Genomic DNA, 23333 nt, shown 5'->3' with positions numbered 1-23333 from the left:
CGGTTGCGACTGCGTGGCTTGTGCCCCTATCCCATTGGTGGATCTTGGGCTTAAATGTGCAGAGATCAGCTTTATGCGGTCCTTATAGTCGGTGTCGGGGGCAGCTGCCTTATACGTGCGCGCCCTCTGCTCAGCGGGAGTGGTGAGGCGTGGCACTGTGGCGTGCGCAGAATTGGCCTGGCTGTGAAGAACGTCGTGGCGTTGTGGTGAAGGCTCCGCGTGACCGAAGCCTATGGATCATCCGCGCGACGTTTGTTCTTTTATTTGCCGTCCTCCCGGGCTTGCTGGACTTATCGAGCATGCCCGTTCTCGCGGCGGCGGACTTAGCCCATCTCAACATCCCCCTCTCTCCAACTGCAGGCGTGTCAAATAAAACCCCGGTTCAATCCTTCGGATCTGCTAAGGACCTACCCCACCTGGTCGACACAATAACAACACAGCCTCGCGGCGCGGTTGATTGGAAGGGAGGCGCGCGGCCGCCAAAGTCCCTATCCTTGGATACGCGTAACGAGTTAACAGATCAGTCGGCCACCGGTGGTTTGAAATCATCATCTGGATCAGGAGTATTCGCATCCGATGAGCCACAAGCGGGCATCGGCAGGGGGGTATCAGGGGATGGCCTGATGCAAACCTCTCGACCAAGCGCGGCCACACCAATACTTCTGGCCAGAAGCTCCGTCGCAGACCCTTCGATATCGGATCTTTATGCGGGGCCGGGAACCATTGGCGCCGGTATGTGGACCTTCTCCTCTCTCACACCTCTGTTTCAGGCGCGTGTGTCAGATCCGGGTGGCAATACCACCACGATAGGTATCGAGGTGGAACATGACCCGTCGGCTGTGGATCAAGGATCGGGATCGATCTGGTCCGCGACGGGGACGGCTTTCAAGCCATCGGCATACCTCAGCGAACTGACGATGCCTTCGGGGAGACTCCAAGATGGCTGGCTCATCCGCTGGCGCGTGCGCGGCGTGACCTCTACCGGTGTGATCGGTTCATGGTCCGAATGGCAGACCGCCAAGGTGGACGTAAGCAAACCGTCGGTCTCGGATTTGTACGCTCGCCCGGGGACTCGCGGCACGGATCTGTGGACTTTCTCGTCGCTGACGCCGTTGTTTCAGGCGCGGGTGAGCGATCCCGATGGACGATCGGCCACCTTGGGCATTGAGGTGGAGCACGATCCCCAGGCTACGAACCAGGGGTCGGGACTGATCTGGGCAAAAACGGGAACCGCTTTCCAGCCAAACGCCTATCTGAGTGAACTCACGATGCCCGCAGGCCTCCTGCAAGATGGATGGTCGATCCGCTGGCGTGTGCGCGGTGTAACTTCCGACGGGGTCATCGGACCCTGGTCTAGCTGGCAGAACAGCAAGGTCGATGTTAGCAAGCCGGCGGTTTCTGACCTCACTGCGGAGCCGGGCACCTTCGGCTCAGGACTGTGGTCGTTCTCGTCGCTGACGCCGTTGTTTCAGGCGCGGGTGATTGATCCTGACGATCGTTCGGGCACGATCAGCATTGAGGTCGAGCATGATCCATCTGCTGCTGGGCAAGGGGCCGGGCTGATCTGGTCGAAAACTGGTACGGCTTTCCAGCCGAACGCCTATCTCAGCGAGCTCACCATGCCATCCGGCAAACTCCAGGATGGCTGGCTCGTCCGCTGGCGCGTCCGCGGCGTGACCTCTGACGGTGTGAACGGCCCGTGGTCTGAATGGCAGGCAGGCAAGGTCGATGTTAGCAAGCCGGCGGTTTCTGACCTCACTGCGGAGCCGGGCACCTTCGGCTCAGGACTGTGGTCGTTCTCGTCGCTGACGCCGTTGTTTCAGGCGCGGGTGATTGATCCTGACGATCGTTCGGGCACGATCAGCATTGAGGTCGAGCATGATCCATCTGCTGCTGGGCAAGGGGCCGGGCTGATCTGGTCGAAAACTGGTACGGCTTTCCAGCCGAACGCCTATCTCAGCGAGCTCACCATGCCATCCGGCAAACTCCAGGATGGCTGGCTCGTCCGCTGGCGCGTCCGCGGCGTGACCTCTGACGGTGTGAACGGCCCGTGGTCTGAATGGCAGGCAGGCAAGGTGGAGGCCAACAAGCCGGCGGGTACGGCGCCCGGTCTGATGCCGGGTACCAAGGGAGTCAATCTGTGGAGCTCGTCTTCGCTAACGCCGTGGTTGTATGCCAAGGTGACGGATGCGGGTGGCGCCTCGTCATACCTGGGTGTCGAGGTCGAGCACGACCCCACTGCAACTACCCAGGGCACCGGGTTGATCTGGGGTGGAAAGGGGACAACTGCTTACACCTCCGGCTCCAATGCCTGGGCGCAGATCCCGGCAGGAAAATTGTCCGACGGTTGGTTGATTCGCTGGCGGGTTCGTGGAGTCACTACGACTGGTACCGCAGGTCCGTGGTCGGACTGGTTCTCCACGAAGGTCGATATCACGAAGCCTGCCGTGGCGGCGGCTGGTCTTACGCCGGGAACGCAGGGTTCCGGGCTGTGGACGACCAACACCGTCACCCCGTGGGTCTATGGCAAAGTCTCAGATCCGCAGGGACGTGCGTCCTTCCTGAAGGTGGAGGTCGAACACGATCCCGATGCTGCCAATCAGGGGACTGGTCCGATCTGGGCAGGGACGGGCACCACGTCGTATGCCTCGGATACCAACGCGTGGGTCCAGATTCCGACCGCCAAGCTTCAGGACGGCTGGCTTGTCCGCTGGCGCATCCAAGGCGTGACCACCACCGGCGTGGCCGGTCCGTGGTCGGACTGGCAGAAGGCTCAGGTAGACCTGAAAAAGCCGTCTGTCGAGGGGCTGGGAATGGACCCGGCCGTTCGCGGGGCCGCCTCGTGGACCGCCACTTCGCTTACCCCGTGGCTCTACGCGAAGGTGACCGATCCGGATAACCGCGCCTCCTACCTGAGCATCGAGGTCGCGCACGATCCCGCGGACTCCGAACACGGCACCGGCATGATCTACTCCGGCACTGCCACAACGTCTTATCCATCCGGCAGCAATGCGTGGATGGGAGTCCCGGAGAACAAACTGACCGATGGCTGGATGATCCAGTGGCGGGTCCAGGCCGTGACCACTTCGGGTGTCAAGGGGCCTTGGTCCGGCTGGCAGTACGCCGTCGTCAGCGCCCTGCCGTTCAAGACCTTCCACCCAGACAACAACATGCAGGTCGGCACCCTCACACCGACCCTGTCTGCGAATGCCGTGGCGACGAACGGAGCCACGGTCACCTACTGGTTCCAGGTTTGTGCAGGCACGAAGCCCAACTGGACGTGGTGTGAGGACTCCAAGGACTGGACCAAGTCGGGAAGCTGGACAGTCCCCGAAGGCAAGCTGAAGTGGGGCGAGACCTACTCATGGTTCGCCAAGGCCGCGACGTCGACCACCACGGTTACATCGTCGTGGCGGGTCTTCACTCCCTCTCCCGAGCAAGGGACACTCGGATCGTTGCTGGCCACAGGCGTCAACGGGCATGAGTTCGATCCGACTGCGGGCAACTACACCACCTCCGCAACGGACGCGGCTGTTGCGACGGTTGGGCCACCGCTGACCGTGACGCGGACGTATAACAGCCTCGATCCGCGCACCGACGGTGCGTTCGGTGCTGGATGGACAACGCGCTGGGACATGAGGATCACCGAGGAGAAGCAAACCTCGACGCTGCTGGTGACCTACCCCGACGGGCAGCAGTTGCGCTTCGCCTCCAAGGGGGATGGCACGTATGCCTCGCCCGAGGGGACGTACGCGACACTCGCCACAATCTCCGGAGGTGGGTGGCGCCTCATGGACAAGGAAGCCACCTCTTACTGGTTCGACGCCTCGGGACGCCTGACGAAGATCACCGATCAGCGCGGGCGCGGACAGGATCTCACCTACGGGACCGACGGCAAGCTGGCGAAGGTGGTCACCCCAGGCGGCAGGTCGCTGAACTTCGTCTGGACCGGCGCGCACGTGACCAGCGTCTCCACCGACCCCGTGGGTGGCACACCCCAGACGTGGACCTACTCCTACGACGGAGACAAACTCGTCAAGGCATGTCCCCCCGCCACGACCACGGCCTGCACCACATACGCCTACGGCGATGCGTCGCGCTACCGCAGCATCGTGCTCGACTCGGGCCCCAGCAACTACTGGCGCCTCGACGAGACGGCGACCGCCACCGGGACGAAGATCGCCAGCTCCTCAACTCCCACAGCAGAACAGGACGGTGACGCCAAGCTCACGGGTAGTACGGCGGACATTGTTGCCGCGGTTCCCGGCGCACTGACAGGTTCACCCGACACGGCCATGCGTTTCAAAGGCACCGCGACCTCTACCTACGTATCCCTCCCTCGAGCGTCGATCAGCGGCCTGGGCAGCGACCTGGCGGTGGAGGCTTGGTTCAAGACCACAGGCTCGGGCACGATCATCGGCTATCAGAACTCGTCCGACAGCACGCCCTCCGCGTTCACTCCGGTCATCTACGTCGGAACAGACGGCAAGCTGCGCGGCCAGTTCTACACAGGCACTCCCGCGCCGATTACCTCCGCCACGGCAGTGAACAATGGTGCCTGGCATCACGTGGTCCTTTCGGGCGCCGAGGACACGCAGACGCTTTTCCTCGATGGCCAGGTGGTTGGCACGCTGGCCGGGAAGATCCAGCACTTCGACCAGTGGGAGACCCGCATCGGGTCCGGCTTCGGCTCGTCGGCCTGGCCGGCCAGCAAGAGCTCGACCGCTGCCTTCCCCTTCGCGGGCGACATCGACGAAGTTGCCGTGTACGGCAAGCCGCTCGGCTTGGCCCTGGTCAACGCGCACTACGCTGCCCGGCTGCTTCAGCCGCAGCTGACCAAGGTGGTCCAACCATCGGGACGGGTGTGGGCCGAGAACGCCTACGCTCCCGACGGCGGCCGCCTGACGACCAACACTGACGCCAATGGTGGCGTGTGGAAGCTCTCCGCACCTGTCTTCACCAAGGAATCGACCATCTCGACCTCCGCCACGATCACCGTGACAGATCCCAATGGCGGAACCCTCACCTACGTCAGCGACGCGTTACGCGGTTACCGCCCGGTGTCCCAGACCGACCAGCTGGGCAAGAGCGTTAAGTTCGCCTATGACGTTGGCGGCTTCCCCGCCAAGGTGTACGACGCCAACGGCAACGTTGTGGAGGTGGCGTTCGACGCGCGTGGCAACCTGCTCTCCAAGAGGACCTGCAGGTCACCCGGTAGTTGCTCGACCGAGTACTTCGAGTACTACCTCAACGTCGACAACCCCTTCGACCCACGCAACGACCAGAAGACCAAGCACCGCGACGCGAGGTCGGTCTCCCCGGTGGACGACACCTACCTGACGACCTGGAGCTACAACAACTTCGGAGAAGAGGTCGAGCAGAGCATCCCGGCTACTAGTGACTTCCCGACCGGCCGTACGTCCGAGAAGACTTATACCGACGGCACGGAGTTGGCAGTGGGGGGTGGCCTTACTCCTGCCGGGTTGGTGAAGTCCGCGAAGGACGTCAAGGGTAATGAAACCGTCTATGCCTACAACGCCGCGGGCGACCTGGTAGCCGAGACCAGCCCGATGGGACTGGTCAAGAAGTACGGCCACAACGAGATCGGGCGGGTGACTACCCAGACGGAAGTCTCCAAGGCATATCCGGATGGAGTCACGACGACCTTCGCCTACGACGCCGCGGGAAGAGTCGCCGCTAAGACAGGCTTCGCGATCAAGAATGACGTCACTGGGGCGACCCACACCTGGAAATGGACCGCGACCTATGACACGGATGGGAGGACGCTGAGCGAGACCACCGCGGACCTGACCGGTGGGGATGCGACGCGCAGCACCACCTACACCTATGACGCCTTCGGCCGGGTCGAGTCAGTCACTGGACCTGAGGGTGGCGTCCAGCGCTTCGCATACAACACCATGGGACAGAAGGTCGAATTTACCGACGAGCGCGGCGCGGTATTCGCCTACGCCTATACCCCGCGCGAGGAGCTCGCCACCACCACCCTGAAGGGGTGGACTGGCAGCCCGGCCGCGCCACAGGCGGCCACCGACGTTGTCGTCGCCTCCTACGCCTACGACCCGGGCGGCCGGCTGGCCTCGCAGACCGACGCCATGGGCCGTACCACTGCCTACACCTACTACGCTGACAACCTGCTCGCCGACACGATCGCCAGGGGCGCCAAGCTGAATGGCTCGGTCGCGCCCCGCGACGTGTTGCTGGACTCCAAGATCTACGATGCGGCAGGCAACCTCACTCGCCAGACGACCGCCAACGGGACGCTGCGTGTGGATGCCGTCTACGACGCCGCGAACCGCGTGAGGTCCCTGACGGCGGACCCCGCCAAGCTGAACAAGGTAACCACCTATGCCTACGATGCCAACGACAACGTCACCAAGATTTCCCAGACAGGCGCAGGCAGCGACAGGACCGAAGTCGTCGAGTTCGCCTACAACGCAGACGATCGGCCCGTACGGCAGGCCTTGCACAACGATGGTCAGGACCTGATCACCACACTGACTGTGGACGAACGAGGGCTGACTACCGCCGTGACAGATCCGCGCGGCAATGCCCCCGACGCCGACCCGGCTGCCTTCACCACCAACCTCACCTACAACGCTGCGGGGCTGACGACTCAGGTGCAGTTGCCGCCCGTCACCGTCGAGCACGCAGGAGCCCTCCCGAGCACCCAGCGGCCCATAACCACGCTGGGCTACAACACGTTCGGCGAGCAGACCCATCAGGTTGATGCGGAAAGCAGAGTCACCAGCGCCACTCTGGATAGGGCGGGACACGTTACCGAGCAGATCTTCCCGGCCTATACGCCCCCTGGCGGCCAGCCCATCACCCCCAAGGCCACGGCCCGATACAACGCGGCGGGCGATCTGATCAGCGCCACCGACAGGCGCGGCCAGATCACAACCGCTCTCTACGACGGGCTCGGCCGCAAAGTCCAGGTCACCATGCCCAAGGGCGGGGTGTGGACCTACGGCTACGACCTACTGGGTGAGGCGTTGTGGACGACCGACGCCGCAGGCGGCCGGTCCGAATCCACCTACGACGACCTCGGCCGCCAAATCACACTGACCACCGTCGAGCGCAAGCCCACGCAGGCTGCCTACGTCACCAAGCTCGAGTACGACGACGCCGGACGGGTCACCAAAACCACCAGGCCGACCGGTGATGCCTCCACCCGCAGCTACGACGCGACCGGCACGCTGACCGCTCAGACCGATGCTCTCGGCAACACCACAACCTTCGCCTACGACGTGGCCGGCCGTCCCGTCAAGACGACCAACCCGCTGGGCGTGTCCAGCACCGCGAGCTACGACCTGGCTGGACGCAAGATCCGGAGCCAGGACCTCGACACCAGTGGATCGGTGCTGCGCGCCCGCACGTTCGGCTACGACCTGGCTGGCAACCCCATCAGCCTGACCTCCGCGGAAGGGCACACCGTCACCCAGACGTTCGACGCAGCCAACCGGATGATCGAACACCAAGAACCGGTGTCGGCCACCGAGAAGATCACCACATCCTTCGGCTACGACGCCACCGGAGCCCAGACCAGGTCGACCGACGGCCGTGGCAACGCCACCTTCACTACCTACAACAGCCTAGGCATGGCCGAGTCGGTGATCGAGCCGAGCACTGCCGCCCATCCCAACCTGGCAGACCGGACCTGGACTACTAGCTACGACGCAGGCGGAAACCCCGTCAGCCGCCTCGCCCCCGGCGGTGTAAGGGTCGACCGTACCTTCGACGAGCTGAACCGCATGGTCAAGCAGACGGGAACCGGCGCCGAGGTCGCCACCGAGGACAAGACTTTCGGCTACGACCAGGTAGGCAGGCTCACCAACGCCAACGACCTCACCTTCACCCTCAACGACCGCGGCCTGCTCCTGAAGACCAGCGGCCCGGGCGGAGACATCAACGCCTACGCCTACGACGCCAACAAACGCCTCGTCCAGCGCGTCGATGCAACCGGCAACTCCGCCTTCACCTGGGACGACGCCGACCGGCTCACCCAATCCGTGGACCCGGTCAGCGCCACCACGATCGACTACACCTACGACAAGGCCTCACGCCTGACCAACATGGCATACGGCGCCAGCGGCGCCCGCCGCGTATACATCTATGACGCGCTCAACCGCCTCACCAAGGACCAGCTCACCACCTCGTCGGCCAGCCCCATCGCCTCCATCGAGTACGGCTACGACCTCGACGACAACATGACCTCCAAGACCACGGCCGGTACGGCTGGCGCCGGGGCGAACACATACGCCTACGACTGGTCCAACCGCCTAACCTCGTGGACCGCACCAGACGGTAAGAAGACCGCCTACGAATGGGACGCCTCCGGCAACCGGACCAAGGCAGGCGCCAAGACGTACACCTACGACGAACGCAACCGCCTCACCTCAGGTGACGGCCACACCTACACCTACACAGCACGCGGGACCCTCAGCGAGGACTCCAGCGGCATCGTCCATATCTCCAAATTCGACGCTTTCGACCGCCTCATCAACGACGACGCGGTCACCTACGACTACGACGCCCTGGACCGGGTCGAAACCCGCGTGCAAGGCACGCAGACGATGCACCACGCATACGACGGACTCACAAACAACCTCGTGTGCGTAAGTGACGCGAACGGGGTCAAGCGAGGACTCTTCGGCAGGGACGCGTTAGGCCGCACCCTGGGTATCAGTGACGGCGGCGGCGCCCAACTCGCCTATTCCGACCTACATGGCGATCTGGTGGGCACGTTCAAGGCGGATGGCTCCACCCTGTTGGACTCCGCTTCCTACGATCCGTTCGGCGAGGTGACCGCGCGCGCCGGCGACGCTCACTTACTCGGGTACCAAGGGGCCTACACCGACCTCGACACGGGGAAGGTCAACATGGCGGCCAGATGGTATCAGCCCACCACAGGCAGCTTCGTCTCCCGCGATACCCTCACTCAGAGTCCCGATCCCAGCGTTCAGCTCAACCGCTACACCTATGCGAACGACAACCCACTCACCAATATCGATCCCAGCGGCCACGATTCGCTGAGCAAGATCGCCAGCAAACTCGTGAACAAGGTCATCCACTTGGCGATCAGCATCGTCGGGCACGCGCTTGGGGGCGCGTCCATGGGCGCAGCGCTGGCAGGGGCCTCGGCGAAGGGCAAGACCTGCCCCAAAGGGGCCAAGACGAGCAAGGACCCGATCTGCAAGGACGCAGCTGGCGAATACAAGGACTGCGCCAAGGAGAACAAGGGACAGTCCGGCAAGGCCATTTGCCAGGGCATGAAAACCGACTACATAGGCTGCCGCACCGAGAATCGCGGCGGTAACTTCAAGACCAACCACAAGATCTGCGACGCCTTCGCGGATCAATATGTCTGGTGCCGTAAGGGCGGAGAGTATTGGCCCGGGCACAGCCATGACGTCTGCGTCGGCGCGAGCCAGGAGGTCCGCCGCTGCCAATTCGGCGATCTCAACGGCGGCAGGAAGGGGTACGGGCAGGGGGCTGGCGGCGTATGCGACAACGTGCGGTTCGATTACTACTCTTGCCGCTCGGACAAGCGAGGTGACGATCCCGGATGCAGCTCCTTCGCGGAAACGCAGTTCCGCTGCAGACTGCATGAGAACGTCAAGTGCAACGACATGCAGGACAAGTTCCTCTCCTGCTACAGGCGCGGCCGGGGAATGTCAGCCAACGAATGCGCCTTCGGTGTCAACGCGCTTGCCCACTGTCGGGACAGCGCCCAGCGAGGGCTCTTCAGCGACAAGGGCACCTGCGGCGCGACCTGGAACTCCTTCATGAAACGGTGCGACGGGCTGCGCGGCCTCAAGGGCAACAACTGCACACAGGGAGAGAATTGGCAGGACGTGACCTTCTCCATCTGCGAGAAGGAGGGCAAGTGCGTCACCTACGTGAGCGATGAGGACAAGGGAGCGCTCTCGAAAGGCGACGACATGTTCGTCACCGTTTTCGGCTCCGCCCTCGATGTCTGCGCGGCCGTCCTTGGCATCGGCGAGCCACACTTCGCGGCGGGTTGCGGCGTGGCCAAGGCCGCGCTAGATGTCATCACCGCCGCGATCAAGAAGATAGACGACGACACCATGAGCGCCGCAATGGCTCAGAGCAAGTTCCACGGCGAAGGAGCGGGTATCGCGGTCATCACGTGGAAGGAGAGGTGTACGGGCTACAAGGGCTTGCCGTGCTGGCAGAACAAGACGGATTATGGCCCTCTTTAGGAGATCCAGTTCCGGTGGAGACAGGATGACTCGTATCTCCGTGGTTTCGCTCGCCGTTGTGCTGGTTCTGGCGACGATCGCGGGCGGGTTCGCGTTCAAGAGCGAACACGACAGCAGGGTCGCGCGCGAGCGGGCCGACCTGGCGCACCGGCTCGCGCTGCAGGCGGCAGAGCTGCGCGAGGACGACCCCGCGACGGCGCGGGCTCTCGGTGTGGCTGCCCTGGAGATCCACGAGGACGAGCAGACCCGAGCAAGCTTGATCAACACGCTCGTGCTGTCTCATCGCCTGGATCTGGAGCGGGAAGCGCTGTGGGGTGTGGCGGTCAGCGGGGATGGGCGGGTCGCTCTCACTGGCGGCGACGACGGCGTGAGCGTGTGGAATCTCGAGACCTGGCTCAATCCGGCGGTCGCGCCCGCGGACAGATCCGACCGAGTGGCCGTGCTGGGGCCGGGCGAGGGGACCGCGGTGGCGTTGTCTGCCGACGGGCGTACTGCTCTGGTCGGCGGGGACGGCGGCACGTCGGTGTGGGATCTCACCACGCCCGCGCACCCGAAACGCGTCGGCATGCTGCCGGGCCAGGCGCAGACGGTTGCGACGACCCGTGACGGCCGCATCGCCGTCATCGCCGGCAACGACACCATGACGGTGTGGGATCTGGGCGGTTCCCATCCTGCCCGCCGTTCGATGACCGAGGTTTCCCGTCTCCGGGAAGTTGTGATGAGCGGGGATGGCCGGACAGCCGTGACCGGTGGCGACAAGGCGGTCGCCATCTGGGATCTGACCGACTCCGCGCGTCCGGCGAAACTGGCCGACCTGGCGCTTCCCGAGCACTTCGCGGAGACGGCGGCCATGAGTGCGGACGGGCGGACGATCGTCGTCGCCAACTCCGGCCGCGCCGACGTGTGGGCGCTCGACGGTGCGAGGCGTCCCGTCCACAAGTCCACGTTTCCCCTCCCGTCCGTCGACATGAATGCTCTGGGGTTGACGGCGGACGGCAAGGCCGCACTCGTGGGGAGCGGGAGCGGTACCGGCTTCCTGTTGGATACGTCCCGGTCCGTACGGCTGGCCACTCTAAAGGGGAACACGCGGGAGGTGAGCTCGATCGCGTTGAGCACCGACGGACGCGTCGCGTTGTGGGGAAGTGCCGACGGCGGAGCCTTCCTCTGGAACCTCAACGATCTCCCCGCCATCGTCGCCGATCCCGACGACTATGTGTGCGGCCACACACCTAGCCGGGAGACTCTGAGCAAGGCCGACCTGGCCCGATTCGCGAGCGACGTGGACTGGTCGAGCTACGGCGCCTCCGAGGAGGGTGACCTCTCCGTCTGCTTCATCCGAGCCCGGCTGCGCACCTGACGAGTCCAAAGGGATGTTCGGTAGTTCATGACATTCTGCGGCCATGTTCCCGCCCGGGTTCCGATGTTGAGTCGGGGGAACGCCTCTAGGGTGTACTGACCACTTTGGTTGAGTGCGGGACAAGCCCAAATAATCTTGTTCTGGGTGAGAGTCTCCAGCGTCGGCGTGGATTGCGACCCTCATGCCTCATCGCTGGCTTCGGTTGCCCCGCTGCGTGGTGGAGGATGGCTGGCCGTTCACGCTGGCGGGCGAGCTCCAGTCGGCCCGATCCCGCTCCTACGCCAACGACCTGCGGCGACGCCTGGAGCCGTACAAGTCCGAGCCGATCGTCATCGAGCTGAACGAACAGACCAAGGAGCTCGCCCTCGCCTGAGGCGGCTACTGCATCAGCTCGCCCTTGGGGCTGACGACGGGGTTGGTGGCGGCGGAGGTGGCCTTGTTGTAGACGGCGGCGATCTCGCCGTCGAAGTAGGCGGTGCTGATCGTGTCGATGCGGCCGTTGCCGTCGGTGTCCTGGATCAGGCTGGTGACGCCGTTGACGAAGCCGCTGCGCTTGTTGTTGTCGTACTTGGCGATCCAGGGGCCGCCGTCGGCGCCGCCTGTCATCGAGCACTTCAGGATCTGGTGCGTCTCCGCGCGGAACGTGTTGACCTGGTACATCTTGGTGCCAGTCTTGCCGCTGCACCACTTGGGCGTCAGGCCGGTGAACTGCTTGTCGCCGTCGGGCTGCGGGTCGGCGGGGTAGCCGAAGGCCATGACCGGGCTGCCCATGGGCTGGTTCCAGGAGACGCCCTGGCCGCCGACGGCGTCACCGAGGCGGCCGGTGTCCTTGGCCAGGCCGATGATGAACTCGGCCAGGTAGAACTTGCGGCCCAGGCCGGGCTTGACCCACTTCTGCGTGTAGAAGTGGGTGACGAGGTAGTTGCCCGCCGCGTCGACGCTCTTCTTGCCGGGGCCCTTGTAGGCGTCCCACTGGGACTTGGTGACCGGGGTGGGGATGGGCTCGCCGAGCTTGAAGCCGTTGCCACGGCCCGTCTTGGCCGCGCCGTACACCTGCTCTGTCACTTCGTCGCGCTCGAGGGCGGCGTTGGGGAAGCTGGGGCCGACGAGATCCTTGCCGGATCCCTCGGACCAGCACTGGTCCAGCTTGAGCAGGCAGTCCTTGGGGGCGACTTCGCGGGGTTTGATCCACTTGTCGCCCTGCCAGTTCTTGAACTCCTCGAAGGACACCTGCTTCTCACCGTTGAAGGCGAAGCCATTGTGCACGGCTACGAACGCCACATCGGCGTCGCCGGAGAAGGCGTACGCGCCGACGTAGACGCCCCAGTTGGCCTTGCCCTGGTAGTAGCCGGGGATGAAGACCCACTTGGCGTAGGTGCGGTCGGCGCCCTCGTAGACGCAGTGGGCGGCGGTGGCCACCAGGTTGCGGTTGCGGGCCTGGATGGAGGAGGCGGAGCACCAGCGGTAGTTGCCCTGGCGGTCGAGGAAGAAGACCTTGCCCAGGGTGATGGGCAGGTTGATGTTCTGGGCGCGTTTGGGGGCCTGCGGGGTGATGGGGGCGGTCTCGCCCGGCTTGCCGTCCGGCGTGGTCTTGGCCTGGATGAGCTTGGGGACTTGCTTGAGATCCCAGTGGTACTCGGTGGCCTTCTTGAGTGCCGCACCGTTGGCGTCCAGCCAGAAGGAGGCGGTGCGGTAGGCGTCGGCGGCCTTGGTCGTCAGGGGATCGGACGGGTCTGCGTGGGCGGGGAGGGTCAGGGTTACTGCGCACAGGCCGGCGGCGGTCAGGGGGATGAGCAGGCGCTTCACAAGGGACTCCACAGAGTTAACACTTGGGGTGTAAGGACCCTATCGTCACTCTGGTCACAGAGGTAAGGGATCATTCCCGATGTCTTGGAGCTCCTGAAGTGCAGTGATATGCCCACAGCGTGGCTTAAGAGGCCTTCCTTCTGAAAAGCCGAAGGGGCCCGGCGTGCGCCGAGCCCCTTGGTATGAAAAGGCCGAAGGGCCCGGCTTGCGCCGAGCCCTTCGGGTGAAGCTGGTCGGACTGGGTTTGGACCCCAGGCCTAAGGAAGCTGATTTAGTACAGCTTGCCGGACCACTGGTTCGCAGCGGCCTTGTAGACCGTCGCGGTCTCACCGTCGAAGTACGGCGAGGTGATCGTGTCGTAACGGTTGTTGCCGTCGACGTCCAGGATGAGGCTGGTGACGCCGTTGACGTAACCGGTGCGCTTGGCGTTGCTGTACTTGTACAGCCAGGAGGAACCGTCCATGCCGCCGGTGACGGCGCACTTCAGGGCCACCTGCTCCTCGACCTTGTAGGCGGCGATGACAGTCGCCTTGCCCGAGGTCTTGTTGTAGCACCACTTCGGCGTGACGCCCGTGTAGGGGCGGTTGCCGTCGGGGTGCTCGCCACCCGGGTAACCGAAGGTGCGGACGTACTTGCCGGTCGGCTGGTTCCACGCGACACCCGCGCCACCGACGTTGTCGCCGAGGCGACCAGCGTCGAGGGAGTCACTGGTGACGATGTAGAACACCCACTTGAAGTAGCGGGTCTCCTTGCCGGGCTTGTACCACTTCTGCACGTAGTAGTGGGTGATGGTCGCGTTGATCTTGTCGTCAACGTCAACCGTGCCCGGGTACTTGGCAGGGTCCTTCTTCTGGTTGTCCAGGTACGCGAGCGCGTCCTTGTAGGTCACGTTCTCGGTGATCGGCGGACCGAACTTGTAGAGCTGACCCTTACCAACGGGGGCCTTCTCGTAGTAGGCCTGGCTGACCTCCCACTTGTCGACCACGGCGCCGGGGAAGTCCGGGCCGGACAGCTCGGGGTCCGAGCCGGGGTCAACGTCGTAGAAGTCGGTCTTGGCCGGGTCGAGCTTGGCAGCGTCGTACTCAGCCTTGCTGACCGTCTGCTTCTCGTCGGCCTTGATGCCCTTGAACGCCTTGAACTCGTCGTAGGACACGTACTTGCGCTGGTCGGTGCCACCGAACTTGAGGCCGTTGTAGACCTGGACGAACGCGTAGTCGCGGTCGAAGTCCTCGTAGTTGGTGAAGTCGTAGTGGGTGAAGGCAGTCTTACCCACGTAGACGCCCGCCGGAGCCTTGCCCTGGTAGTAGCCCGGGACGAAGACCCAGTTGTCGAGGACATCGTTGTTACCGGCGATGTCGTAGACGCAGTGACCGGCCGTGGCGACCAGGTTGCGGTACTGCGACTGGATCGACGTACCGGTGCACCAGTACAGCTTGTCCCCGATCGCGAAGAAGACGCGACCGATCGTCTTGGGGATGTTGATGTTCTGGTACTTGATGGCCTTCTTCGGCTCGTCACCGATCGCCGGCACGGAGCTGGGCTTCGTGTCGGGCGAATACCCGCCCTTCTGCTGGATCTTCGTAACCTTCTTGTAGTCGAAGGTGTACGCAACAGCCTTCTGCAGGGCAGCGCCGTTGGCCGCCGTCCAGAACTTGACGACCTGGTCCACCTTGGCCGCAGCGGCCATCTGGTCCATGTCGTACGGGTTGTCGGCGTGAGCGGTGCCGGCCAGGCCAGCAGCCAGCAGACCAGTGGCCAGAATGGCGCCACCGGCCGGGAGGAGGATGCGCTTCAAGGTAACTCCTTGCGCTGTCGTGGAACGCTTCTTGCGTCCCATGCGTCAGTAAAGGGATAGCCAGGAACATACAGTGTCGATCTTGGGATCTGGTAGCCGCTTTGGACGGAAAAGCTGGGACAGATCGGTCGTGATCGTTCTGTGATGTTTAGGCGGCGAAAGCGCATCGCTGGGCGGAGAGTCACATGGGTGGCATTTGACCTGATCAGCATAAGTGCGGGGTAAGTGTGGCTTCTGTGACTGGAGTGCCGTCCAGGAGTGCCGGACGGATCCGGTGTGACGCACATCACATCGCCTGGATGGCACCGTCCGGACGTCTCCTGCGTCCAAAGGGCCACACAAAAACGACCGAGGGGCCCGGCGATGCCGGGCCCCTCGGGTGTTACGGGGTCAACGATCGCCTGGAGATGATCGTTGGGGGTCTAGCGAACTAGACGATCTTGCCGGACCACACGTTGGCGGCGGCCTTGTAGACAGCAGCCGTCTCGCCGTCGAAGTAAGGCGAGGAGATGTAGTCGACGCGGCCGTTGCCGTCCTGGTCGTTGAAGGTGCTGGTGACACCGTTCACGTAGCCGAGACGCTTGGTGTTGCTGTACTTGTACAGCCACGGGCCACCGTCGGCGCCCTCGGTCATGGCGCACTTGAGGGCGATGTGCTCCTCGATCTTCTTGGCGGCGGAGCCGACGAGCTTCTTCGAGGTCTTGCCGTAGCACCACTTCGGCGTGACGCCGGTGTAGGGCTTGTTGCCGTCCGGGTGAGGAGCGGCCGGGTAGCCGAACACGCGGACGTACTTGCCGGTGGGCTGGTTCCACGCGATGCCCTGGCCACCGACGGCCTCACCGAGACGACCGGCGTCCAGCGCCGAGCTCTCGATGATGTAGAAGACCGTCTTGTAGAACTTGGTCTCCTCGCCCGGCTTGTACCACTGCTGCGTGTAGAAGTGAGTAATGGTCCAGTTGCCGCGAGCGTCCTGCTTGACCGTGGCCGGGTACTTCTTGGCGTCGGCCTTCTGGTTCTTGAGGTACTCCTGCGCCTGCGGGTCGGTCACGATCTCGGTGACGGGCTCACCGAACTTGAAACCGTTGCCCTTGCCGACCTTGGCGGCCTTGTAGGTGTCCTCGGACACCTCGACCTTGGCGACCTGGGCGCCGGGGTAGTCAGGACCGGTCGGCTGAGCGTCCGAGCCCCTCTTGACCCAGCAGGAGGTGGTGGAGGTCGGGTCGAGCTTGCACTTGCGGAACTCGTCCCGGGTGATCTGGACGTCCTTGGCGTCCTTGATGCCCTGGTACTTGTCGAAGTCGGCCTTCGAGACCTCCTTCGGCGCGACGTTGTTGACCTTGATGCCGTTGTAGACGGTAACGAAGGCGTAGTCGCGGTCGTAGTCCTCGTAGTTGTCGAAGTCGTAGTGGGTGAAGGCCTGCTTACCCACGAAGATGCCCCAGGGCGCCTTGCCCTGGTAGTAGCCGGGCACGAAGACCCACTTCGACATGGTGTCGACGTTGCTCTGGGTGTCGTAGACGCAGTGGCCGGCCGTGGCGACCAGGTTGCGGTACTTCGACTGGACCGAGGTGGCGGAGCACCACTTCTTCTCGCCCTTGCCGTTGACGAAGAAGACCTTGCCGATCGTCTTGGGGATGTTGACGTTCTGGTACTTCGAGGACGTCTTCTTCTCCTGGCCGATCGGGGCCGTGGAGCCGGGCTTGGTGTCCGCGGTGTAGCCGCCCTTGCTCTGCAGCTTGGCGACGTCAGCCTTGTCCCAGACGTTGGACTCGGTGGCCGCCTTCAGGGCGGCGCCGTTGGACTCGGCCCAGAACTGGGCGATGGCCTTCGCATTTGCCGCGCTCGCCGCCATCGGGTCGGTGGCTACGTCGCTGGCGGCCGTGGCAGTGCTGGCAAGGCCAGCGGCCAGAAGGCCGGTAGCCAGAACGGCACCACCGGCGGGGATGAGGATGCGCTTCAAGGGAACTGCTCCTTGCTCTGTCGTGGGTCGCAACACGCGTCCCATGCGTCAGTAAAGGGATAGCCAGGAACATAGCGCGGTGATCTCCGCAGGTAAAAGCCGCTTTGGGGCATCTGGTAGTCACCCTTACCGCCGTGACTGTTCTGTTATCAGTCAGAGATCTTTGCGGCGAGTGATCGTCTCGCCACGTTCTTACTGGGTAGGGCGGGGATGTTCGCGGATGGCTCGAAAGCACCGTAAGTGGCACACCACAGTCCGTGAGCCACATAATGTGACTCAGATCACAGGAACCGGATCGGCTCGATCTCCGTCTAATTCGCTCCACAACTCACAGGAGATCTTCAGGTTCGCGCCCGCACGGCCCCTTCCGCGCCCCGGCGGGCCGTTCTGTGGCCTCATTTCGCGTGCGATATCCCGTTCTGAAGCTTCTCCTCGTACGGCAAGGCCACCCCACCGCCACCCGCCGCACTTCGGCCGGGCCCCGTCCAGGGAGACGCTCCTCCGGCGCGGCACGCTGACCGCCGCTACGACGCCCTGTGCCCCGCGTCCCACGGCCTCGGCGGGTGCGCCGTACAGGGCGCCGGCATCCGCCGACCCGCATCCCGCCGACCCGGCGAACCATGGCCCGGGGCTGGCAGGTTTGGTCGGCACTGCTGCTTGATGTACTGCTTGATGATCGACATAGGCGGTCGCCGCAGGAACCCCCTCTAGGCCATTGACCAGCTTGCTGAGGGCGGCATAGGCGGGTGGGGCGCCAAGTGGACGTCGTCGTCATCGCTGTTGAACTCGCTTAGCTCGGGCTCGAGGCTGCTGCAAGCTTCGATCGCGATCTTTCCTGGCAGCGGTGCAGCATCGCATCGTCGAAGACGTTTCACCATGCTGAATCCGCATGTCTACCAGCTGGTATTCGGCTGCCTCGCTCACGGCTCAGGCGATAATGTGTTCGATACGCGAGGCGAGGAGGTGCTGCTGGTGCTGACGGGCCGCCGCTACCGGCTGGAGTTCACCTCGGGGCAGGAACTGTTCGCTGAGAAGATCGGTGCGATCTGTCGCAGCGTCTGGAATACCGGCCTGGAGCAGCGCCGCCATTATCGGCGGCGGGGCGCGTTCATTGGCTACGCCGAGCAGTGCCGCCAGCTTGCCGAAGCCAAAGCGGAGTTCCCCTGGCTGGGCGAGGCCCCGGCCCAGGTGCTCCAGCAGACCTTGAAGGATCTGGATGCGGCCTGTGCTCGGCATGGCGCGTGGAAGGTGCGCTGGCGTGCGGTCCGCCGATGGCAGTCCTCGTTCCGGTTTCCCTCGCCGGGCCAGATCGCGGTCGAACGACTTTCCCGCAGGTGGGGTCGGGCCAAGCTGCCCAAGTTCGGATGGGTCCGGTTCCGCTGGACCCGGCCGCTAGGTGGGATCATCCGATCGGCAACCGTCTCCTTCGATGGCGCGCACTGGCACATCAGTTTCTTGGTCGAGGACGGCCTGACTACCCCTGCGGCGCATCCTGGCCCGGCCGTGGGCATCGACCGGGGTGTGGTGGTGGCCGCCACCACCTCTGACGGCGACCTGTTCAACCGCGTCTTCATCACGGCGGGCGAGGCCGCACGGTACCGCAGGCTGCAGCAGCAACTCGCCCGGAGTTGGAGAGGAAGCAACCGACGTAAGACAGTGGTGGCTCAACTCGGGGCGATCATGCGGCGGGTCCGGTACCGCCGCGCGGACTTCAACGCCCGCACTGCGGCGAGTCTGTGCGATCGGTACGGCACAGTTGTACTCGAAGACCTAAAAACGAAGAATATGACTGCCTCGGCGGCCGGCACTGTCGACCAGCCAGGGACGAACGTCGCCCAGAAGTCCGGGCTCAACCGGGCCATCCTGGACAAAGGCTGGCACGGGCTGGAGCGCTCGCTCGGCAACGCGGCTCGCCGTACCGGCACCCGGATTGTCAAAGTCAATCCGGCTTACACGAGCATCACGTGCTCGGCCTGCGGGTGGGTGGACGCGACATCGCGTGAGAGCCAAGCGCGGTTCGCCTGCACCTCCTGTGAGATGGTCGCGCACGCGGACGTGAACGCCGCTGTCAACATCAAAAACGCGGCAGGACATGCCGTGTCAGGACGTGGAGACCTCGCCGTTGGGCGGTCTACGAAGCGTCAACCAACCAGAACGCCGACGCGGTAGCAGCCCGCGCCGGCGTACTGGGAGTCCCGGTCTTTTAAGACCGGGGGGACGTCATTTGTAGAGTTCGCCGTTCGGGCCGACGATCTTGCCGGACCAGACGCTCTTGGCCGCGTTGTACACCGCCGCCGTCTCGCCGTCGAAGTACGGCGAGGTGATGGTGTCGATGCGGTCGTTCCCGTCCTGGTCCGCGAAGGTGCTGGTGACACCGTTGACCAGGCCGAGACGGCGCCCGTTGTTGTACTGGATCAGCCAGGGGCCGCCGTCGTAGCCGGGCGTGACGGCGCACTTGAGGCCGATGTGCTCCTCGATCTTGAGCCAGGGCGCGCCGACGGCCTTCGCGGTGGTCGGGCCGTAGCAGGTCTTCGGGGTGACACCGGAGTAGGGCCGGTTGCCATCGGGGTGCGGGGCCGCGGGGTAACCGAAGGTGCGGACCGTCTTGCCGGTGGGCTGGTTCCAGGCGATGCCCTGGCCGCCGACGGCGTCACCGAGGCGGCCGGCGTCCTTGGACAGCAGGATGTAGTTGTGCCCGCCGTGGCTCCACTTGGGCCCGGTGAAGCGGCCGTAGTCCTTGGCGTCGACCTGCTTGACCCCGTCGAAGAGGATGCCGTTGTAGACGGTGACGAACGCGTAGTCGCGGTCGTAGTCCTCGTAGGTGTCGAAGTCGTAGTGGGTGAAGGCCTGCTTGCCGACGTAGATGCCCCACGGCATCTTGCCCTGGTAGTAGCCGGGCACGAAGACCCAGTTGTCCAGCACGTCGGTGTTCGCGTCGGTGTCGTAGACGCAGTGGCCGGCGGTGGCGACCAGGTTGCGGTACTGCGACTGGACGGAGGTGGCCGAGCACCAGCGGAACTTGCCCTGCCCGTCGACGAAGAAGACCTTGCCGACGGTCCTGGGGATGTTGACGTTCTGGGCCCTGACGGTCGGCGCCTTGTCCTGGCCGGTCGGGTTGACCGAGCCCGGGCGTCCGTCGGGGGTGTAGGCGCCCTTGGAGACGACCTTCTTCGACACTTCCTTGGAGTCCCAGGTGTACTGGGTCGCCTGGCGGAGAGCGGCGAAGTTGGAGGCCGCCCAGAACGAGGCGATCTTGGAGGCCTCTCCGGTGTTGGAGGCCATCGGGTCCTTGGCGATGTCGTCGGCGGCCTGGGCGGTGCCGCCCATGAGGCTCGCGGCGAGCAGGCCGGTCGCCAGTACGGCGCCGCCGACCGGGAGGAGGATTCGCTTCACGGTTAAGACTCCAGGCTTGCCTTGCGCTGAGTCCGGGCGCGCCCGATAAATCAGCAGATGGTCAGCGCAGGAACCTACCGGTCTGACTCTGGTCATGGGAATTTCCGGTATGCCCAGTCAAAGGCCACCCAAAGATCCAAAACCGGAGAGTGATCGTATCGTCGCTGATCAGCGCGGAGGAGATCGAGTCGGATGTGACTTACGTCACTTTTGACGGCGTGGTCAGCGCCGCGGCGTGTCGGTAGATCTCGCCGGTGACCGAGTCGAAGTTGGGCGAGGAGACCGCGTCGTAGGCCCCCTTGGCGTCCCGGTTCCAGGTCAGGCTGTTGATCCCGGTGAGGTCGCCCAGCTTCTGCGCCGCGTTGTAGTTGACCAGCCAGGGCCCGCCGCTCGCGCCGGCGGTGAAGCTGCACGGCTGCAGCTGCACGCCCTTCTGCAGGTCGAGGCCGGGGGCGACGGTCCAGGAGGTGAGCCCCTTGCACAGCTCGAGGGTCCTGCCGTCGTACGGCCGGCTGCCGTCGGGCTGCGGGCCCGCCGGGTAGCCGAAGGCCAAGGCCGCGCCGCCGATCTTCTGGTTGATCGCCAGGCCATCGCCGCCCACGTTGTCCTGGAGCCGGCCGACGTCCGTCATGACGTACTTGCCGTCCTTCTCGGTCCAGGTGAACCCGCGGTGCACGGTGACGAAGGCGTAGTCGAAGTCGTAGTCGCCCTTGCCCGCCCAGTCCAGGTGCATGCTGATCGAGGAGCCCACGTAGATCCCGTTCGGCGTCTCGCCGTTGGGTCCCGGGTTGGGGACGAAGATCCAGTACTGGGCGGTCACACCCTGGCGCGGGTCATAGGCGCAGTGCCCGGCGGTGGCCACCACGCTGCGGTTGCCCGCGGCGACCGAGCTGGCCGAGCACCAGTACTCCTTGTCGCCGAAGCGGAAGAAGACCTTGCCGATGGTGCTCGCCGCCCCGCCCTTCCTCGGCGCGACCGGCGTCACGCGCGGTGCGGTGCGGCCCTTGAGCACCTTGGTGACCGGCCCGGCGGTGGCCGCGGCGGTGGAGGTGGAGGTGGGGGTCGCGGGCTTGGTGGCCGGAGTGGCGGGGGCGTAGTTGTCGGCCTTCTTGAGCTTGTCCGGGTTCCAGTAGTTGGCGACCTTCTGAACATCGGCGGCTGTCTTGGCCAGCCACACGGTCTGCAAGCTGGAATCGGCCTGCGCCGCCCCGGTGAATCCGGGCAGCACGAGCAGCGCGCCGAAGAGCGCAGCCGCCAGCAGGCGCCGGACCGGGGGGATCATGAAATGCCTTTCTTGGGGTCGTAAGGGTGGATTTTTCCAGATCCACAGGCTGTATTGCAGCTCGGATGGGGATTCGTTATCTGATCAAGAGTGGTGTGCGTTACATAAGAGCCACGTCAAACACGCGTTCCAGCAGCTCAGAGGCCCCGGCCAGGGAGCGGGCCGGGGCCTCGCGAGCAGGCCCGCCGTTACGGCATGTTGCCGGTCCAGAGGTTGGCTGCGGCCTTGTAGACCTTGTAGGTGTCGGTGTTGAAGTACGGCGACGAGATGTGGTCGTAGCGGTCGTTGCCGTCGGTGTCCCACGCGATGCTGTTCACGCCGACCAGGTAGCCGGTGCGCGAGGCGCTCTTGTAGTTGTAGATGAACGGCCCGCCGCTCGCACCGGCGGTGAAGGAGCACCTGAAGCCGATGTGCTCCTGGGCGTTGTACTTCTTGGCCTCGGGCATCGGCGCGGTCTTGCCGTAGCACCACTTCATCGTGCGACCGGTGTAGGGCTTGTCGCCGTCGGGGTGCGGGCCGGCCGGGTAGCCGAAGGAGAAGACGTTCAGCTTGGTGCTGCGGTTCCAGGTGAAGCCCTGGCCGCCGACGTTGTCACCCAGACGGCCGACGTTCTTGACCGTCCACTGCCACTTGTTGTTGACCTTCTCCCATTTGACCTTGATGCCGTTGTAGACGTTGACGAACGCGTAGTCGAAGTCGTAGTCCTCCTTCACCACGAAATCGTCGTGCGCGTTGAACGTCTTGGCCGCGTAGATGCCGTAGGGCGCCTTGCCCTCCCACGCGTTGTCGCCGTCCCAGTACGACGGGATGAAAATCCAGTTGTCGTAGAAAACGTTCTTCTGGGTGTCGTAGACGCAGTGCGCGGAGGTCGCCACGAGGTTGCGGTACTTGCTCTGCACAGAGCTCGCCGAGCAGTAACGCCAGCTGCGCGGGTCGTTCGGGTTGGCCCCTGGCAGCGTGAAGAACACGCGGCCCACCGTGTTGGGCAGGTTGACCTGCTTGCTCTTGACGGTCTTGGTCTTCTCCTCGCCGATCGGCGGGACGGATCCGGGGGGACCGTCGGGAGCGGAGTTGCTGCCCTTGACGCCCTTGGAGCTGGCGCCGACGGAGTTGTCGAAGTTGGTGGCCTGCTTGATGCGGTCAGGTGTCCAGAACTGGACGGCCTGTTCCGCGGGCGTCGTGGCGTTCCTGGACACGACGTCCTTGGGTGAGGACGCGTTCGCCGAGGTGGTGTTCACCAGGCCGGCGGCCAGCCCCACGGCGGCCAGTCCGGCGATCGGGAACGCGATGCGCCTTGCTCGGGAATTCATGAAGCTCCTTCCAAGTTCTCGGCGGCCCAGAGCGGGGTACTGCGCCCCGGTGGGCCAGGAAAACGATCGGAACGTTAATGAATGTCGCGAGAGCTCGGCCACGAAACGACGTGAAAAAGCATGGATCGGTTCCCGTTCCGTTATGGAAATACCGAAACCGCATGTATTCGCAGAAAGTATTTCCGC

General features: G+C 64.4%; 10 protein-coding genes. 4 read left to right on the top strand and 6 right to left on the bottom strand.

Translation table 11 applies throughout. The features are described from left to right. Positions 1–734 precede the first annotated feature (734 nt). The 3 genes from KIK09_RS34290 to KIK09_RS34280 all read left to right on the top strand — a co-directional run bounded on the left by KIK09_RS34290 (position 735) and on the right by KIK09_RS34280 (position 11974). Positions 735–10244 (top strand): RHS repeat-associated core domain-containing protein, encoded by a 9510-nt coding sequence (locus KIK09_RS34290; protein ID WP_214323537.1) that lies wholly within the window; start codon positions 735–737, stop codon positions 10242–10244. Positions 10245–10269: 25 nt separating this feature from the next. Beyond that, a complete protein-coding gene (locus KIK09_RS34285; protein WP_214323536.1) occupies positions 10270–11601 on the top strand; it encodes a WD40 repeat domain-containing protein in 1332 nt (443 codons plus the stop codon). A 214-nt stretch (positions 11602–11815) separates the two neighbouring features. Then, complete coding sequence (locus KIK09_RS34280; RefSeq protein WP_214323535.1) at positions 11816–11974, top strand: hypothetical protein; 159 nt, start codon at positions 11816–11818, stop codon at positions 11972–11974. A 5-nt stretch (positions 11975–11979) separates the two neighbouring features. On the opposite strand, the gene KIK09_RS34275 is transcribed toward KIK09_RS34280, so the two are convergent. The 3 genes from KIK09_RS34275 to KIK09_RS34265 form a co-directional block, all read right to left on the bottom strand. Beyond that, a complete protein-coding gene (locus tag KIK09_RS34275) occupies positions 11980–13407 on the bottom strand; it encodes a trypsin-like serine peptidase (protein ID WP_214323534.1) in 1428 nt (475 codons plus the stop codon). A gap of 271 nt (positions 13408–13678) precedes the next feature. Further along, positions 13679–15202: a trypsin-like serine peptidase gene (locus KIK09_RS34270; RefSeq protein ID WP_214323533.1), complete on the bottom strand. Its 1524-nt coding sequence runs from the start codon at positions 15200–15202 to the stop codon at positions 13679–13681. Positions 15203–15632: 430 nt separating this feature from the next. Further along, positions 15633–17162, bottom strand: a complete 1530-nt coding sequence (locus tag KIK09_RS34265; protein ID WP_214323532.1) for a trypsin-like serine peptidase — start codon at positions 17160–17162, stop codon at positions 15633–15635. A gap of 876 nt (positions 17163–18038) precedes the next feature. On the opposite strand from KIK09_RS34265, the gene KIK09_RS34260 reads away from it, so the two are divergent. Next, complete coding sequence (locus KIK09_RS34260) at positions 18039–19331, top strand: RNA-guided endonuclease InsQ/TnpB family protein (protein WP_250574146.1); 1293 nt, start codon at positions 18039–18041, stop codon at positions 19329–19331. Positions 19332–19382: 51 nt separating this feature from the next. Here KIK09_RS34260 and KIK09_RS34255 read toward each other — a convergent pair whose 3' ends face one another. The 3 genes from KIK09_RS34255 to KIK09_RS34245 form a co-directional block, all read right to left on the bottom strand. Next, positions 19383–20555: a trypsin-like serine peptidase gene (locus KIK09_RS34255; protein WP_214323531.1), complete on the bottom strand. Its 1173-nt coding sequence runs from the start codon at positions 20553–20555 to the stop codon at positions 19383–19385. 199 nt (positions 20556–20754) lie between these two features. Further along, a complete protein-coding gene (locus KIK09_RS34250) occupies positions 20755–21837 on the bottom strand; it encodes a trypsin-like serine peptidase (protein WP_214323530.1) in 1083 nt (360 codons plus the stop codon). A 188-nt stretch (positions 21838–22025) separates the two neighbouring features. Then, positions 22026–23147, bottom strand: coding sequence for a trypsin-like serine peptidase (locus KIK09_RS34245; protein ID WP_214323529.1), 1122 nt, complete (start codon positions 23145–23147; stop codon positions 22026–22028). Positions 23148–23333: the final 186 nt, after the last annotated feature.

It is taken from the genome of Nonomuraea sediminis, assembly GCF_018531495.1.
Taxonomy (GTDB): domain Bacteria; phylum Actinomycetota; class Actinomycetes; order Streptosporangiales; family Streptosporangiaceae; genus Nonomuraea; species Nonomuraea sediminis.
Note: the sequence above shows the minus strand (reverse complement) of the source record. Positions and strands in the feature narration are given on the sequence as shown.